Annotated in this window: 7 protein-coding genes; 6 read left to right on the top strand and 1 reads right to left on the bottom strand. The window is 60.9% G+C overall.

The genetic code is table 11. The annotated features are described in order from the left end of the window. The 6 genes from RBH18_RS36870 to RBH18_RS36845 form a co-directional block, all read left to right on the top strand. A partial coding sequence (locus tag RBH18_RS36870; protein WP_306215137.1) for a helicase-related protein occupies positions 1–1,883 on the top strand: 1,883 nt, incomplete at its 5' end. Continuing rightward, a complete protein-coding gene (locus RBH18_RS36865; RefSeq protein WP_306215136.1) occupies positions 1,880–4,672 on the top strand; it encodes a DUF1156 domain-containing protein in 2,793 nt (930 codons plus the stop codon). The genes RBH18_RS36870 and RBH18_RS36865, both read left to right, overlap by 4 nt. Before the next feature lie 5 nt (positions 4,673–4,677). Further along, positions 4,678–8,058, top strand: coding sequence for a Swt1 family HEPN domain-containing protein (locus RBH18_RS36860; RefSeq protein WP_306215135.1), 3,381 nt, complete (start codon positions 4,678–4,680; stop codon positions 8,056–8,058). 5 nt (positions 8,059–8,063) lie between these two features. Beyond that, entirely contained in the window at positions 8,064–10,049 is a 1,986-nt protein-coding gene (locus RBH18_RS36855) for a GmrSD restriction endonuclease domain-containing protein (RefSeq protein ID WP_306215134.1), read from the top strand. Between the two features lie 22 nt (positions 10,050–10,071). Then, positions 10,072–12,102: a hypothetical protein gene (locus RBH18_RS36850; RefSeq protein ID WP_306215133.1), complete on the top strand. Its 2,031-nt coding sequence runs from the start codon at positions 10,072–10,074 to the stop codon at positions 12,100–12,102. Positions 12,103–12,769: 667 nt separating this feature from the next. Beyond that, positions 12,770–14,215: a TIGR02710 family CRISPR-associated CARF protein gene (locus tag RBH18_RS36845; RefSeq protein WP_306215132.1), complete on the top strand. Its 1,446-nt coding sequence runs from the start codon at positions 12,770–12,772 to the stop codon at positions 14,213–14,215. A 243-nt stretch (positions 14,216–14,458) separates the two neighbouring features. Here the strand turns inward: RBH18_RS36845 and RBH18_RS36840 are convergent, their stop codons facing one another. Beyond that, a complete protein-coding gene (locus RBH18_RS36840) occupies positions 14,459–17,182 on the bottom strand; it encodes a DUF1156 domain-containing protein (protein WP_306215131.1) in 2,724 nt (907 codons plus the stop codon). Positions 17,183–17,701: the final 519 nt, after the last annotated feature.

The following is a 17,701-nucleotide window of genomic DNA, read 5'->3' as shown; positions in this document are numbered from 1 at the left end:
TGGCCATCCACGGTGGCGTACGACGGGAAGTCCGGCGTTCGGTCCAGGAGCTCTTCACTCAGGACAAGGACACCGTGGTCTTAGTCGCCACAGATGCGGCCGGCGAGGGCCTCAACCTGCAGCGAGCTCACCTGATGGTCAACTATGACCTGCCGTGGAACCCGAACCGCCTCGAACAGCGCTTCGGCCGCATCCACCGCATCGGCCAGACCGAAGTGTGCCGGCTGTGGAACCTCATCGCTGACGACACCCGCGAAGGCGCTGTCTTCCTCCGCCTGCTCGACAAGATTGAAGAACAGCGCCGCGCCTACGAGGGCAAGGTCTTTGACGTGCTCGGGGAGGCGTTCGAAGGCAAACCGCTCCGCGAGCTGCTCGTCGAGGCGATCCGGTACGGCGACCAGCCGGAGGTCCGGGCTCGCCTCAACCGGGTCATCGACGCTGAAGTCAGCGCGGGGCTGGACAAGCTGATGGCGGAGCGAGCCCTGCATCACGACTCGCTGGCCGACACCGACGTCCAGGAACTGCGACTCCGCCTTGAGGAAGCTCAGGCTCGGCGACTCCAACCTCACTACGTGCAGGCCTTCTTCGCTGAAGCTTTCCGTCTCCTCGGCGGGATGATGAGCCCTCGCGAAGCTGGCCGGTTCGAGGTCACTCACGTGCCAGGAGTGATCCGGGACAGGGATAGGCAGGTCGGCATCGGTGCTCCGGTTCTGCGCCGCTACGAACGTGTCTGCTTCGACCGACCTTTCGTGAGAGCAGACGGCAAACCAAAGGCAGATCTGATCGCTCCCGGTCATCCGCTGCTCGACGCGGTTGTCGACTTGGTCATCGAACGCTACGGAACCCTCCTCAAGCAAGGTGCGGTGCTGATCGACGCCAACGATCCCAGTGAGGGACCTCGGCTCCTGGTCGCCCTGACGCAACAGATCACCGACGGGCACGAACCTGCGCGCACTGTCTCGAAACGCTTCGAGTTCGTCGAGATCCGCCGCGACGGAAACGCCGAGTCCGCCGGGCCCGCTCCCTACTTGGACTACCGGCCGGCGACCGCGGAGGAACTCCCCCGCGTCGAAACTCTGATGACGGATTCCTGGATGGCCAGCGGCGCCGAAGACGTCGCGGTGACATGGGCCATCGAGCACGGCATGAGCCAACACCTCGTCGAGGTGCGCGACCGCGTTCGTCACACCGTCCAACGGACCAGGCAGCAGGTCAGGCAGCGTCTCATCCAGGAAATCAACTACTGGGATGCCCGGCACGCCGACCTCCTCGACCAAGCCGCCACCGGCAAGGCTCTCAAGATCAAGCCAGAGACGGCGGATCGGCGAGCCCGTGATCTGGAACGACGGCTGGAGAAGCGACTGGCCGAACTGGCTGCAGACGAGGCTCTGCGGCCCATGCCACCGGTCATAGCTGGTGGTGCGCTCGTCATCCCTGCCGGACTGCTGGACCGGCTCTGCGGCAAACGAGACGAGCCGGCCCTGGCTTACGCCCGGAACACCGCCGAGGTCGACAGGCGAGCCATCGCAGCGGTCATGGCGGCCGAACGAAGCCTCGGCCGCGAGCCCTTCGAGATGCCGCACAACAACAAGGGGTACGACATCAGGTCTCTAACTCCGGACGGCCATCTCGTCTTCATCGAGGTCAAGGGCCGAATCCTGGGCGCCGAGGACTTCATGGTGACCCGCAACGAAGTCCTCTACGCCAAGAACGCCGAACGCTACCGGCTAGCGTTGGTAAGCGTCCACCTAGACGGAGCGGATCACGACCAAGTCCGCTACGTCCTCAACCCCTTCCAGGGATTCGATTTCGGAGCGTTCATTGCCGACGGCGTACGCGGCAATTGGCGCGACATGTGGAACAAGGGAGAAGCACCGCAATGAGTGATAATGAGATGCCGATTAAACGCAAGCTCATCGAGGTAGCGCTGCCCTTGGAAGCAATCAACCGGGAGTCGGCGAGGGAAAAATCGATCCGGCATGGTCATCCGTCGACGTTGCATCTATGGTGGGCACGTCGTCCCCTGGCAGCCTGCCGAGCAGTACTTTTTGCACAGCTCGTCGACGACCCCTCAGCGCACCCAGACAAATTTCCTACCGACGAGGACCGAGCCCTGGAGCGCCGCCGACTTTTCGACATGATAGAAAAGCTGGTTACCTGGGAAAATATCAACGATGACCGGTTACTGAGCGCAGCAAACCGGGAGATTTCCCGCTGCTACGACGGCAACCCGCCCACAATTCTAGACCCTTTCGCTGGAGGCGGCTCCATCCCGCTGGAGGCACAACGGTTGGGACTGCAGTCACATGCCAGCGACTTGAACCCGGTACCGGTCTTAATCAACAAAGCGTTGATCGAGATTCCCCCCAAATGGATTGGTCATCCGCCGGTTTTTCCAGGAGCTTCAAAACAAGCCAACTCATGGCCACGCTCTACAGGACTTGCCGAAGACGTCCGGAAGTATGGAATTTGGATGCGAGAGGAAGCTAATCGAAGGATCGGCCACCTCTATCCACAGGCAAAACTCCCGGATGGCACCCTAGCCGATGTCATTGCGTGGATCTGGACTCGGACTGTGACTTGCCCGAACCCGGCATGCGGCATACAGATGCCGCTGGTTCGATCCTGGTGGCTGGGCAAGAAGAGGGGGAAAGAAGCGTACGTAATCCCCAAGGTTGGCGGAGAACGGGTCGAATTCTCGATCGGGAGAGACCCCGAACACGCCCCAGATAAAACGAATGACGGCACCGTCAACCGAAACGGCGCGACCTGCATTGGATGCCGCACGTCCGTACCGCTTAGCCACATCAGATCTGAAGGAAAAAGTCGTCGCATCGGTAAGCAGCTTATGGCCATAGTTGCCGAAGGCAGCCGGCACCGAATCTATCTTCCCCCCACTGCGGAACATGAGCAAGCTGCCGACATCACTGCACCCGAAGACACGCCGGATACTGAGCTACCAGAGGCCGCATTAGGATTCCGAGTCCAGGGCTATGGCATGACTAAGCACGCCGATCTATTCACCCCTCGGCAGCTAGTTGCACTGAACCTCTTCTGCAATCTGGTAAAAGAAGCGCGCGACAGAGTTTTTGCCGATGCGCTCGGAGCTGGCCTCAGCGAAGGAAGCCGCCTTCAAGACGGCGGCATGGGCGCTGCGGCGTATGCGGACAGTGTCGCCGTCTATCTAGCAATGACTATAAGTAAGATTGTCGATATAGGAAATGCTTTGGTCAGTTGGAAACCCAGCATGGACCAAGCAATTCACCTTTTCACTCGCCAAGCGATACCCATGCTTTGGGACTTCAGCGAAACCCCCATTCTCAGCACCAAACACGCTGGCGGTTTTGCCGTAAGTCTCAACAACGTAGCCAAGGCGATCCCTGCCGGCCAACAAGCAGGGATAGTGAACCAGGCAGACGCGAGCAGTCGCGACTACAGCAACCTAGTGATTTCGACCGACCCTCCGTATTACGATAATGTCGCGTATGCCGACCTATCAGATGTCTTCTATGTGTGGCTTAGGCGATCAATCGGCGATGTGTTCCCAAAATTCCTTGGGACGATGCTTACGCCAAAAACACAGGAATTAGTTGCCGACCCATTCCGGCGCGGCGGAGAGCAAGCGGCAGAAAGATACTTCGAAGATGGCTTCATCAACGTATTCGAACAGGTAAGGAAAGGATCTTCTGCGGCCACACCAATAACTGTATTCTACGCATTTAAACAAACCGAGAACGACACAAGCGGAACCGCAAGTACAGGGTGGGAGGTTCTCCTCGAAGGCATGATCCGCTCCGGCTGGGAAATAACGGCAACTTGGCCTATTCGGACTGAGCTTGGGAATCGAATGAGGTCCTTAGAGTCAAATGCTCTCGCCTCATCTGTAGTGCTGGCCTGCCGCCCAAGACCGGACAATGCTGCAACGGTGAACCGCCGCACGTTCTTATCCATGCTGAAATCCGAGCTACCTCAGGCACTTAAGGATTTACAGCAAAGCAGCATCGCCCCCGTAGATTTGGCGCAGGCGGCAATTGGACCAGGAATGGCGATATTCTCTCGCTATAAAAAAATAGTAGAACCTGACGGGTCGTCAATGCCCGTCCGAGCCGCCCTAACTGAAATCAACAGGGCTCTCGACGAGGTACTTGCCGAACAGGAAGGCGACTTCGACGCCGACACCCGCTTCTGCGTTAAATGGTTTAGCCAGTACGGCTGGGATGATGCAGCCTCCGGCACCGCCGACACATTGTCTCGGGCTGTCAATACTTCGGTAGATGGGCTGGTCCGTGGCGGAATCTTTTGGCAACGGGCAGGAAAAGCTCACCTAGTCGAACCAAATAATCTGTCGGACACTTGGGATCCTGCAACCGACGACCGCATCAGCATATGGGAAGTTGTGCTGCGATTGGCGAAGGCACTCAACGAGAATGGCGTCGACGAGACGGTCCAGCTAATGGCTGCTACTGGCGAACGCATCGATCTCGACGCCGCCAAGGAGCTAGCGTATCTCCTCTTCTCCATCTGCGAAAAGCGCAGGTGGACACAAACTGCTCTTCTCTTTAACGGACTAGGCACCTCGTGGTCCGATCTGTCCGCAGCCGCCCGCGTCGGCGGGACACTCACGCCGTCCCCTTCTCAGGGCGAATTTGACTTCGCGAGCATTGAGGAGTGACAGATATGGCTATCAACAACCGCGAACGAGTCGGCCGAGGATTTGAGATCTTGGCGGAAGGGCTTGCGCCTTTCGTCGAGAACATTATGACCGCGGCAACGCCTGGCGGACAAGATTGGGCCAAGTTATTGGAAGCCCGTGACTCGGCGAAGCATGGCTCAGCGAAGACGTACGCCAAGAATGACCCCCAGGTACAACTCAAAGTACTCACCGAGGACTGGAGGCTCTTCAAGGACAGTCTTTCCCGAGTCGACCAGTCGTTCGCTTCAGAACTGCGGGATGCCCGTAACCGGTGGGCCCACAACGCTGGTTTCACGTCCGACGACACCTACCGAACCCTGGACTCAATGGAACGTCTGCTCACCGCCGTCGGGGCTGTGTCGCAGGCGGAAGAAGTCCGCAAGATTCGTATGGATCATCAGCGAGCCGTCTACGAGACCGAAACTCGGAAGGCTGTCAAGGCGGCGTCATCGCCGAACGTCCCGGGCACCGGGCTCAAGCCTTGGCGAGAGGTAATCACACCGCACCGCGATGTGGCTACCGGCCAGTACAACGCCGCCGAGTTCGCCGCCGACCTACACATGGTTGCCACCAAGAACTCCAGCGTGAGCCCTGAGTACAGCGACCCGAAGGAGTTCTTCCAGCGGACTTACGTCACCGAAGGCCTGCGTGACCTACTCGATCGAGCCGCACGACGGATCAGCGGTGACCAGAACGCAAGTCCGATCATCAACTTGCAAACAAACTTCGGCGGTGGCAAGACCCACTCGATGCTGGCCCTCTATCACCTCTGCTCGGGTACCCCCATCACTGATTACCCGCAGGAGGTCCAGGACGCCGTCGGCAGCGCCAAGCTGCCTATCGAGGAGCCGGTCAAACGTGTTGCGCTGGTGGGCACCCACCTCAGCGTGACGCCGGAAAAGAGCAGCGTCAAGCCAGACGGCACGCAGGTGCGTACCCTGTGGGGCGAGCTTGCTTGGCAGCTCGGCGGCCGAACCGCCTACGACATGGTCGCCGAGGCAGACCGAAATTCCACCAACCCTGGTTCAGCTCTCTCCGAGCTACTCGCGGCATATTCGCCGTGCCTCATCCTGATCGACGAGTGGGTGGCCTACGCACGGCAGCTCTACGGTCGTGACGACTTGCCAGCTGGAACGTTCGATACCCAGTTCACGTTCGCCCAGACGCTTACTGAAGTGGTCAAGTCGGTTCCTGGAGCCCTGCTCGTCATCTCCATTCCTGCCTCGGACACCGCTTCAGGGGAGGACGATGGCAGCGGAGGCACCGACCTCGAGGTTGGCGGCCCGAACGGTCGAAAGGCCCTAGAGAGGCTGCAGAACGTAGTACGACGCATTGCCCACCCCTGGCGGCCGGCCTCAGCGAACGAATCGTTCGAGATTGTCCGTCGGCGGCTGTTTGAACCGACCAACGCCGACGCGCAGGGACACATCTCGGCAGTCGCCCGCCAATTCGTGCAGTTCTACGCCGAACACAAGGGCGAGTTCCCCCGGGAGTGCAGCGAGTTGGAGTACGAGCGCCGCATTCGCCGGGCGTACCCGATCCACCCTGAATTGTTCGATCGGCTCTACGAGGACTGGTCAACGCTAGATCGGTTCCAGCGCACCCGCGGAGTGCTGCGGCTGATGAGCGCCGTGGTCCATGAACTGTGGCGCAACCAGGACCAAGGACCGCTCATCATGGCCGGCTCGATCCCATTGGACGCTGCAAAGGTCGGCAATGAGCTGACCCAGTACCTGCCTGACGCGTGGAAACCGATCATCGATGCTGACATCGACGGTGAGGCCTCTACGCCAGTTCATATTGACGCGGACCGCCCCACCTTCGGCGCACGGGCGCTGACCAGGCGGATCGCCCGCACCGCCTTCGTGGGTTCCGCTCCCACCCTGCAAACCGCGCACAAAGGCATCGAACGGCAGCACCTCTGGCTGGGCGTGGCTGTTCCAGGCGACACCGTCGGCAACTTCGGATCAGCCTTGGAGGTGCTCAGCCAACGTGCCACGTACCTCTATGTCGACGGCGCCCGCTACTGGTACGACACCCAGGCCTCGGTGACCCGCACGGCCCAGGATTTCGCCGACCGGCTGCGAGAACATCCCGAGGAGGTCTGGGCGGAACTCGTCCTCCGACTGGCAAAAGAGCGGTCGGCTCGAGGCGACTTCGCCGCTGTACACCCGTGCCCGGACGACAGCGGTGCTGTTCCGGACACCGAGGAAGCGAAGCTCGTCATCCTGCACCCGCGGGAAACGCATACCCGCGGCAGCAAGGACTCTACGGCTCTCGCCTTCGCGCAGCGTTGTCTCGACACGCGAGGCTCGGGACAACGGGTGAACCGCAACGCCGTGGTGTTCCTCGCCGCCGATGAGAAGCGCATGGAAGAGCTGGCGGAGGCTACTCGTGACTACTTGGCTTGGAGGAACGTCTGCGAGCGCATCGATGAGCTTAACCTGACCGTTCAGCAGCAGACCATGGCAAAGAATCGACGCAAGACCGCCGACGACACCGTAGATCTGCGTCTAGCTGGTGCATATATCTGGGCGATCGTGCCCGACCAACCGGAGCCGAGCCGACCAGCGGGGTGGGAGGTTCTTAAGTCGGAAGGTGCCCAGCCGAGACTGGCTGAACGCGTGACTGTCAAGCTCCGCCAGGGCGGCCTGCTTGCCACCAGCTACGGCGCACGCAATATTCGGATGGACCTGGACGGCCCGTTGCAGCCGGTGTGGAGCCGGGGGCACGTTTCCGTCGGCGACTTGTGGTCGTACTACCGCAAGTATCCCTATCTGACCCGGCTACGGGATCGCTCGGTGCTCGATGACGCCATTCGGTCTGTGCTGAACGAGATCTCGTGGGAGGTGGAGGGGTTCGCGCTCGCCGAAGGCTTCGACGAGGCGAAGGCCCGCTATGTCGGCCTCGATATCCCGCACGAGAACAGCGGCTTCGGGCAGATCACCGATGCCACCCTGCTGGTGCTGCCCCGGCTCGCACGGAAGCAGCAGGAGGAGGAGCGGCCAAAGCCCCCGCCGGCTCCGGGCGGGGACGGACCTCAGCCCGGTGATGGTGGCGGCATCGGGCAACCCACCCCACCGACCACACGCGGAGGATCAGGCGGAACGCCCCCGCCCTCGCCTACCCCACAGAACACGCGCTTCTTCGGCGTCATGCAGGTGAACCCGGAGCGTTACAGCCGTGACCTCACCCGGGTGGCGCAGGAGATTCTGCAGCACCTTGCCGCCGAAGGGGTTCAGCTCGAGGTCCGCGTCGAGATCACCGCGACCAAGCCGGAAGGTTTCCCCGACGACAAGGTCCGGACCGTCACGGAGAACGCCAGCACCCTCAAGTTCACCGATTTCGGGTTCGAGAAGGAATAGTCGGCATGCCGGTCGAGAAGACTGAAAAGGATATCGCCTCGCTGGTCAAACAGGTCTCCAACGGAGAGATCCGGCTACCGGAGATCCAGCGAGCCTACGTGTGGAAACCTACCCAGGTCGCCCGCTTGATCGAGTCTCTCTACCGGGGCTATCCCTCGGGCTCGCTGCTGTTCTGGCGGACCTCGGAGACACCGGAGACGCGGGCGGTGGCGGCGAACGCCCCCACCGCCGCGCCTGCGGTGCTTCCGCTTTACCTGCTAGACGGTCAGCAGCGACTCACCTCCCTGCACCGGGTGATGACCGACCACCCGCAGGCGCAGATCGTCTTCAACGTGGAGACTGAGACGTTCCAGAACCAGAGCGCGGCCACCAGCAAGGATGTCCGCTGGGTCAAGGTCTACGACCTGTTCCGGGACGACGCTGATCTGCTCGACGTCATGGAGAGCATCGACTACAGCATCGTCGAGTTACCGCGGCAGCAGGTCGGGAAGCGGCTGCAGCGCTTGATGAACGTGCCGAAGTACGGCTACCACATGGAGATCATCACCGACCTAGCGTACGAGGAGGTCGCGCAAATCTTCGTACGGGTGAACAGCGGTGGCCGAGCGCTGAAGACCAGCGATCTCGCCATGGCGACGCTCTCGGCGCGCTGGCCGGGCGTGCTCGCCAAGCTGGAGGCAGAAGCCAAGTACTGGCATGCCCGCTCCTATGGCGATCTCGATGTCACCTTCCTCACCCGCGCCTTGACCGGAGCGGTGCTCGGCCGTGGCCTCTCCGCGTGGTCGCACACCAGGCTCGCGGCCGCCACCGACGAGGAATTGGCGCACGGCTGGGCAACAGTGCAGCGCGGTCTGCGTGAACTGGTGCCGCTACTAAAGAACAACCTCGGTGTCACCCACAGCTCCCTGCTGCCGTCAATGGCGGTGCTGTTGCCCCTGGTGGTTCTCCTTGGCGAGCGACAAAACGAGCCGATGGACGCCGACACCGCAAACGGAATTCTCTATTGGTTCCTGGCAGCCACGATCGGCAACCGCTACAGCGGCAGCACGGACACTCTTCTCGGCCAGGACATCCCCGCCGCGCGGGAAGATGAGCCGGTACGCACAATGCTCGCCAACCTCGGGCTGGTCGGAACACGTGTGGACGTGACACCGCGAGCCCTGGTGGGGCGCTCGACCGGAAGCCCGTACTTCTTCCTCAGCTTCCTGGTGGCCAAGCGCGCCGGAGCGAAGGACTGGTTCTACGGAACAGTCATCGATCCTGACGGCGATGACGGGCACAAGATCGAATACCACCACATTCACCCGCGTGCCACTCTGAAGGACACATATACCAAAGCCGAGATTAATGACCTTGCGAACCTGGCGTTCATCTCGGCCAGCGCGAACCGCAAGATCAGTGACCGGTCGCCGTCCGTCTACTTCCCCACCCTGGATCCAGCCGAGTTCGCGGCACACTTCGTCCCCTTGGACAAGAACCTGCGCATCGCTGACGCCTACCGGAGATTCCTCGCCGCACGCCGGGAGATGCTTGCTACCTCGATGACGGACCTCATCAACCAGTTCCGCCCGAAGTGGCTCGACCACGTTACGGTATCCACCGGCGATGATCTCGAAGGGTGCGCGCTGGAGTTCGTGCGATTCGAGAGCTCCTGGGATGATCCCAAACTCTACGTTCACGCCCAGGATCACGGTGTTGAGTGGAAGGCTCTGCTCTCGGCCAACGCCTTGGACAACGCGGTCGCCGACGCGGAAGCCAACATCTCCACGGACCTGGACGTCTCCGGCCAGCAGGTGGCCGTCCGCAGCGACAACGACGTCCTCGAGATCGAACTCGGACCTTTCCTGGTCACCGGGACGGCAGCGGATTGGAAGGCCGTTCTGGAACGGGAACGTGCAGACGTCCAACCGCTCTCCCAGGCACCCGCGCTGCTTGACATTCCGGCGTGGGACGGGCCCCGTCGGCGGTTTCCGGTGACGGCCAGTGACTAGCCCCTGGCAGGCGCGTCCCGAGGTGGCGACCGACCTCGTCTATCGGAGCCTGTTCACATCGGCTGCACCGGACCTGCGGCACCAGGCGGCGGAACTGTTCGCAGCGTGGGCCAGCGGGAAGGGTGTTCCGGTCACTTCGGCCGCGCTGCTGAAGGGCACGAACGCCGAGGGCTGGGCCGAAGGTGTCCGCCGAGTCGCTCACGGCGCCGCCGGATCCCATGTCGAGAAGGCGACTGGACGGAAACTCCATGCGGCCCTGTTCCGGCTTCAGGAGTTTCTTCCCGACGGCACTACCTGGACCACGTCCCTACGCGTCGCTGTCCCCTACGAAGCCGAACAACACAGCCTCCTCCCGGAGGCCGACAAACAGAACGAGGCCCTCCTCCGTGTCGACGGGCACTGGCCGAGCCGGCCCTGGGTCTGGCTCGACCTGGAGCACGACCGAGCCGAGGGCAGCGCGCCGGTTCGCCCGGGCAGCCCGCGCCTGATCCGCGACCTACTCGCCGCAGTGGAGGGAACAGACGCCTCTCTTCCGCTGACGTCCGATGTCCTCGACATCACCGAAAGCCACGTTGGCGAGCTGTGTGGTTGGTTGTTCGATTCGGATCGCCGAGTCCCCGTGATCGTCTTCAGCCCGGACCCGGAGACCGAGGAGAAGCAGAAGCGTTTCGCCGACCGACTTGCCAGGGATGTAACCGGTGTAGCGGTCGTGGTTCGGCTGCACAGCACGACAGCCGCCGGGGCCTTCTCCCGCCGCGTCGGGCCTCACCTGCAGGTCAACGGCGGCGCGATGCGCACCTACCTGCCCGGGCTGATGCCGAACGAGCCGTTTCCAAGGCGCCACCGCGTGTTGTCCGCAGCAACCATGCGAGCCCTCGGCCAACGGTCCGCTAACGCCGTACGCGATCAGGTTCTCGGTCTGTCCACCCGACGAACCCCGCCGGCCTCGTCTGCTCTGGTACGCCGGGCCCTGTCCCGGACCTCCGTGGAACGCACGGCGCCCGAACGTCGGCTGCCGACGGCCCAGACGCAACTGTTCCCTGCCCCGAACGAGCCTGTCGTACTGCCCGGCTTGGACCCAGCTCCGCCGATAGGTGATTCCGATACCCAGCCGGCACAGCCGGTGGTCGCCGAAAGCGCCGAGGGCAACCGGCTGCTACGCGCCACTCTCACGCTGGCCGGCATCGACCCAAGCCCTGTCGAGTTGGTGGACGATCCCGCCGACCCCGCATCGCTGGAAGCGGAACGGCGCGCGCTGCAACAGCTGCTGCTGGCGACACGCTCGGAGGTTGCCGGCACAGCGAAGCTGGCGGAGGCCACCGAGGAAATCTCTCTGCTGTATGCGGAGGTCGAAGAACTCACCGCCCAACTCGGTGAGGAACGAAAAGTCCGGGCAGAGATCGAGGACCTACGGTACGAACGAGACCTCGGCGAGCTGGACCTGGCTGACCTGGAGCGGGACAACGAACGGCTGCGCGCCCGGATCCGCTGGCTTGAATCCGAACTCTCCGTTCATTACGTGCACGTGGCCGGCCGGGCGACGCCCGACCAGATCCCGCTACCGACCAGCGTCGTGGAAGCCCTGGAACTGGCTGCCACTCATTTGCCTCTTCTCGTCATCGGCCAGACGTCTGACGCTGCGGCCGGGCTGGACGTACACCCACAGGCGGAGCGGTGGGCCCTTAAAGTCTGGCAGGCTCTGGCTGCTCTCAACTCGTACGCCGAGGCCCGTACGATAGGAGCCTGGTCCAACTCCTTCTTGGCGTGGTGTCAGGAGCCGTTGTCCGGCGGTCTCGCTGTGCCTGCGACTTGGACCGCTCTGAGCGAGTCGGAAACGACCAACACCACGCCGAAGCTGCGGGAGGCACGGACCTTCCCCGTGCCTCCGGTCGTTGACCCGGGTGGACGCCTCTACATGCCGGCCCATGTCAAGATCCAGCAGGGTGGTTCGCCGTGTCCCCGCATTCACTTCCACGATGATGCCGGCGGCAGGTCCGGACAGGTTTATGTAGGGTATGTCGGAGATCATCTACCCACTGCCAACTTCCGCTGACCCTTGGCCCAGACCCCTCCGGGCCTTCACGAGAGCAAGACAATGACCGATCCAACAATCTGCATCGTCCTTCTGAGCCCTCCGTTGACCTCCGGAACTCGAACAACCAACGCTGTCCGGCGAGCAGCTGCTCTCCTTGGGTTCTCCAACCTGAGAATCGCGAACCTCCTCGACGTTCCTACCCGAAATCTGGAGCACGTGGTCGAGCTCGGCGAAAGTCCCGACTTGTGGGAAGGCTCCCGGTCCAGGCTGACCGAGGCGCTCGAAACGGCCGACAGCCTGCTCTTCGGCTGGGGCGTACTTCGTGGCCTACGCTCCGCTCGCGCAGCCGCCGAGGAACAGATCAACTGGCTTCTCGACCATGCGGGCAGCCTTGGTCACCCCTCGGCTTGGTCGGTCGGGCTCGACCTCGACGTGCGGCATCCTTCCCGCTGGCACCAGTACACAGCAGACAAGCACGCCAGAACAGGAGGCGGAACACCGGATGATCGATTGAGGTCAGTACTCGTTCAGCGGCCGCTGCTCAGCTATCGACCCTCGTGCAGTCCAACGACCCGGACCACCCGAGGACGGGGTGCGGCAACCGGGAGCGGCCTGAGATCGGCCGATAAGTAGACCCACAAAGATGGCTGCGCCGACCGCCAGGAACAACTATTGTTTATCATCGATGACTTCCCTGGTTGAGTTGAGCGCCCAACTTCAACGGATCTTCCGCGGTCAAGAGCAATACGGCGCTGGTCCGCCTGCAGAGCAAGCCCGCCGCTTCCGGCTCGAGCGCCTGCTCGAACCCACCGTCGAACAGGCGAAGCGCAACTCCGCGGACATCCCTCGCGAACCGATCGATCTTTTGGTTAGCCTATCCGGCTTCTCCCCCGAGACCACGATCCTCGCCTTTGAGCTGCTACGACCTCAACGTCTGATGATCATTGCCTCCGAGGAAGCCCGGACGAGTGTCGACATCATCCAGCGAGCGTTGCGGCTACCACTGTCGCGGCTCGACGTTCGCTATACCGATCCGGTCGACCCTCGAAGGATCTACCAGTTCATCAAAGAAGCGGCCCAGCCGTTCCCGGAAGCCGAGGAGCTCAAAGCGGTCATCGACATCACCGGCGGCAAAAAGGTGATGAGCGCCAGTGCTGCTTTAGCCGCAGCGCAGTTGGACCTCGCACTCTGCTACATCAACAGCACCTTCGACCCGGAGATGCGGCTTTCCATACCGGGTACCGAGCGGCTGGTCATCGTTCCCAACCCCACTACTCTCTTCGGTGACCGCGAGATGGAGGCTGCACTGGTCGCCTTCCGGCATGGCGCCTACGCCGCCGCCCAGGCCCGATTTGCCGAGATCGCGGAGACAGCCTACGAACCGGCTCGGGCGCGCTTTCTGCGTGATCTCGCGTCGGTCTATGAGTCTTGGTGTGACCTGAACCTGGAGACTCTGCAATCACGGGCGCAGGTAATGCGAGAACGCTTGAGCGATCCCGGCTACAGCGTCACGCCTACGGTTGCCAAGAGAGTGCGAGACCAACTGGTGTTCCTCGACACCCTCACAGGCGCGCCACGGACCGAGCGCGAGAGCCCATCGTTTCTACTCAATTTCTACCTACTCGGCCAGCACTACCGTGGCCTTGGCCGGCACGACTTCGCGGCCCTGCTCTACTACCGCACCATCGAGAGCTGCTTCGCGCAGCGCCTCGCCCGCCTTGCCCCTGGTTTCCGCACCGCAACTCCTGATTATCGACTGCTCGGCAGGGACCAGGGGGACTTACGAGCACGGTACCGAGCCGCCACTGAAGCCGTCCATGGGACGGAAGCAGCGGCCCTGCCAGCTCCGATCGGCTTGATGGAGGCCGTTCTTCTACTCTTCGTTCTCAACGACTCCCTCCTCAGAAAGATCGGCTTGACCTCCGAGAAGGCGTTAAGGCATTTCAAGGGCCGACTCACGGCGCGTAACAAGTCTGTACTTGCCCACGGAACTGAAACCATTAATGAATCACTGAGCAATGAGCTGGGAGGGCTTGCCACGCGCAGCGTGCGAGCCTTTTGGGCACTCGATTTCGCCGATGAGGACGTCGACGACCGAATTGCCACTCTGAAATTTGTGGTGGACGCCTGAGATGCCGGAGGAAAGAACCTCTCGGCTCAAGGTGCCCCGACGGCCGAGCTGAGCAGTACGCCCAGCAGCGCTTCCCCAAACTCTTCCCGCCTACTTCCTTGGAGGTATTCGGGCGTCGACCCGCCCGGCATCACCTCCCACCAACAGCGAGAGAAACAGCCTGCAGGACAGCGATCAGAACCGACTGATTACACCGCCAACGCTCAAAGACGAGGCACGAATAGGCGAAGAGTCTAGTCGAGGCTACCTAAGCTGCTGCAGATCCGCCCACGAAGTAACCAGATGATTGAAAGCTACGCCGTCTTTGGTCCATCGTCGCCGCTCGCAGACGGAAAACAGCAAATAGGCCATATCTTTAATGGAATCGACACTCGGAACAACACTTGCGGCCGCTGAAAGGTACTCCGACGCTGACTCCAACCCCTCGCTCTCCAACCGCCTGGTCAACTCCATCAAAATTCTCCAAAGCACGGGCATTTCCTGATCACTGGGAAACCCGCCGACTCCCAAATATTCAGTCGGCGCAACAAGTCGCACCTTACCAGCTCTGGCCGACACAATGCCAAGACGACTCAGTCGACGTATCGATGTGTTAAGGGCCTTGGAAATACTTTCCGCGTCGCCGAATTCTCCCTCACTCCAGCCGTATTCCGCAAACCACTTAAGAGCAAAACGACTATTCTCGTCAAGCTCGCCTTCATGCTCCGCCAATGTTTCACCAAGCACCTGATTTATTAATGCCAAGGCCGTTCTGACACTCATCGGCGATCCGTCGACTTCAACAACTTGGGCATAATTGCTAAATGCCGCAATGCCGGGTCCTATAGCCGCCTGAGCTAGATCGACAGGAGCAATGTTGCCCTGCTCCAGACTTATCAAAGCATCTGGCAATCTTTCCCGCAACTCTCTAATAAAGCCTCGACGATCAGTAGTGCCCGCAGTATCCGGTCGCGGCCGACACGCCAGAATGATCGATGAAGCTAAGGCGTTAGCGCCAATATCTCGCATTCGGCCGGTTCGCTCTGTCCGAATCGGCCACGTAGCTTGGATGGACCAACCCGTGCGAAGCATCGCATCCAAGAATACTTCCCAGCCGGTTGAGACCTGATCTACATCACCGTCTTCGGATTGCTTGTAGGCGTAATATATCGTCACAGGAAGATCGTCTGGCGCACCGTTACGAAGCCAGGTAAATACTTCTTCATATTTTTGGCGGAAGAACCGCGCAGCTTCGGCCTTGCCGCCATGTCGTGAGGGATCTGCTATGAGCTCCTCAGCCTTCGGCGTCAAAGACGTCTGGAACATTTCCGGGTAAAGATCGCCAACCGTCTTCCGGAGCCAGGCGTAGAAGAAATCCGACAAGACTGCATAGCCAACGTTGTCGTAATAGGGTGGATCGGTAGAAAGCACGACCCCTAGCGGCTTTTTCACTTTGGCAGCGTCGGCTTGAATAGCAAATCCAGGCTGTCCTGCCACTAAGGTATCAAGAGCCCGCGCTATCCACTCTGCGCTTTGCCTATAATCAGAGGGTCCACTGAAAAATGGATTTCCTTCTGCAAAGTCCCAAACCATCGGTATTGCTTGTCGCGCAAAAACATCACTAACGCTTTCTTTAGAGGGATGCGGATTCCAACGGCATAGGCTGGAGTTTGTCGACGACACTCTACTGAGGGCGAGCCCAAGATAGACCGCAACAGCGTCGCTATACGCACGAGCCTCCGAGCGTTTGCTTTCTGATCCAAATCCGGCAGCTAAGGCATCCCTGTATATTTTCTCACGCGCTTGACGGATAGATTCACAATACGTAGTAAGCATCACGAGCTGCCTGCTGGTGAATAGATCGGAAATAAGCTTGAGACCATAATTCACACACCAAACGTTCCGCGGATCAGAAGTCAGCTGCTCAACCGGTGCTGTGGCCGGCGGCTCGACCCGAGAGCAAGCAATCTGCTCTTCATCTGCCTCAAGATAGATCCGGCGCCGATCCCCTTTGGCAGCGATTGCCACCAGTTGCACGCCGATTCGCTTCATTTCCCCCTCTGCGCGAATGTGTGACAGGGATATGAATTCGCGGCAGCCGACACAAACGGCACCGCCGCGACGCATCGTCCCATCATTCTCTTTAGCAGGACTTCTGGTCATGTCACTGGAAACCGAGAAGCGAACATTTCTAGCATCTACAGACGGAGTTAAATACGCCTCCTTGCCCGGCTTCTTGGCAAGCCACCAAGAACGCATCAAAGGCGTGCGTATTCCGCAGGCAGGGTTTGAACATCGGACGGTTCTCGCCCAAATCCAGGCAACCACTGGCACCCGCGACCGATCGGGCAAGGTAGCTTGCGGGTACAGCGCATTCAAAGCTTCATGGACTCTATCGCGGACCCAACCGCTGTAATGCCGCACATCTTCGGCAAGCCCCAGCGAACCAACCCAGGAGCGCTTTCTTTCGGAAGTACCTAACGATACCGGAGGCCTGTTTGACCATCTCGGCGGAATCTCCAGAATGGCCTTGTTAATCAAGACGGCCACCGGATTCAGATCTGAAGCGAACGCAGCCAGGCCAAGACGTTGGGCCTCCAGCGGGATTGAACCACCACCCGCAAAAGGATCCATGATCGAGGGAGGGAAATCCCCCAGGCTCCTAGCTACCTCACGCCGAGCCCTGGCGATAATATCGGAATCGCTGGCGTTCTCCCAGACCACTAACTGCTCGATCAGATCGTGCAGCCGCTTACGCTCCACAGCCTGCTCTTCTAGCGTGGGAAAAAGCTCGGGCTTCGATGATGGATCATCAACAAGTTGCGCAAACAACACCGCACGACATGCCGCCAAGGGACGACGGGCCCACCAAGGGTGAACTGTTGACGGGTGTCCATGGCGAATTGATTTTTCGCGCGCGGATTCCCTATTTATCGCCTCGAGAGGCAGGGAAACCTCGATAAGCTTTCTTTTGTAGCCATCGGACACGACGACAACCTCCCGTCAGGCCCCCCAGCCCAGGGGCAACAAGCAGAGATTGACTTCAATCGATCACGTTCTGTGTCCGAACTGTCACTTAAAGTAAGATATCTGACAGTTGATATTCGACGGACCCGCATGGTCGACCGGGGGTATCGACGAAGTTGAAGGGGCTGGCCGGCAGCCCTTGCCAGACGGGGCGTGCCGACCCTGGCCAGCTGCTTCCTACCGCCGTTCGGCGCGCCGGCTGGTCAGACTCGGAGCTCCGTCCGACCGGCACGCGCCACGTCGGCTGACCGATGGTGGCTTCAGCACCGCAGCTGGACGGAGGCCTACGCACTTGCTAACCCTTTGGAGAGGCAGGATAGCTGCCGGGATGTAAGCCACGATGGACGCGGACGAACTCACCGAGATCGTCGAAACCTGCGAGTTCGACGACCGCATCTCCTCGTACGTGGTGACCTCCCCAACCATGCTCTGCTCAGCGACGACGTCTTCCGCATGATCGGCAGCTTGGGGCAGGACGGA

The organism is Actinoplanes oryzae, from assembly GCF_030757795.1.
Taxonomy (GTDB): domain Bacteria; phylum Actinomycetota; class Actinomycetes; order Mycobacteriales; family Micromonosporaceae; genus Actinoplanes.
Note: the sequence above shows the minus strand (reverse complement) of the source record. Positions and strands in the feature narration are given on the sequence as shown.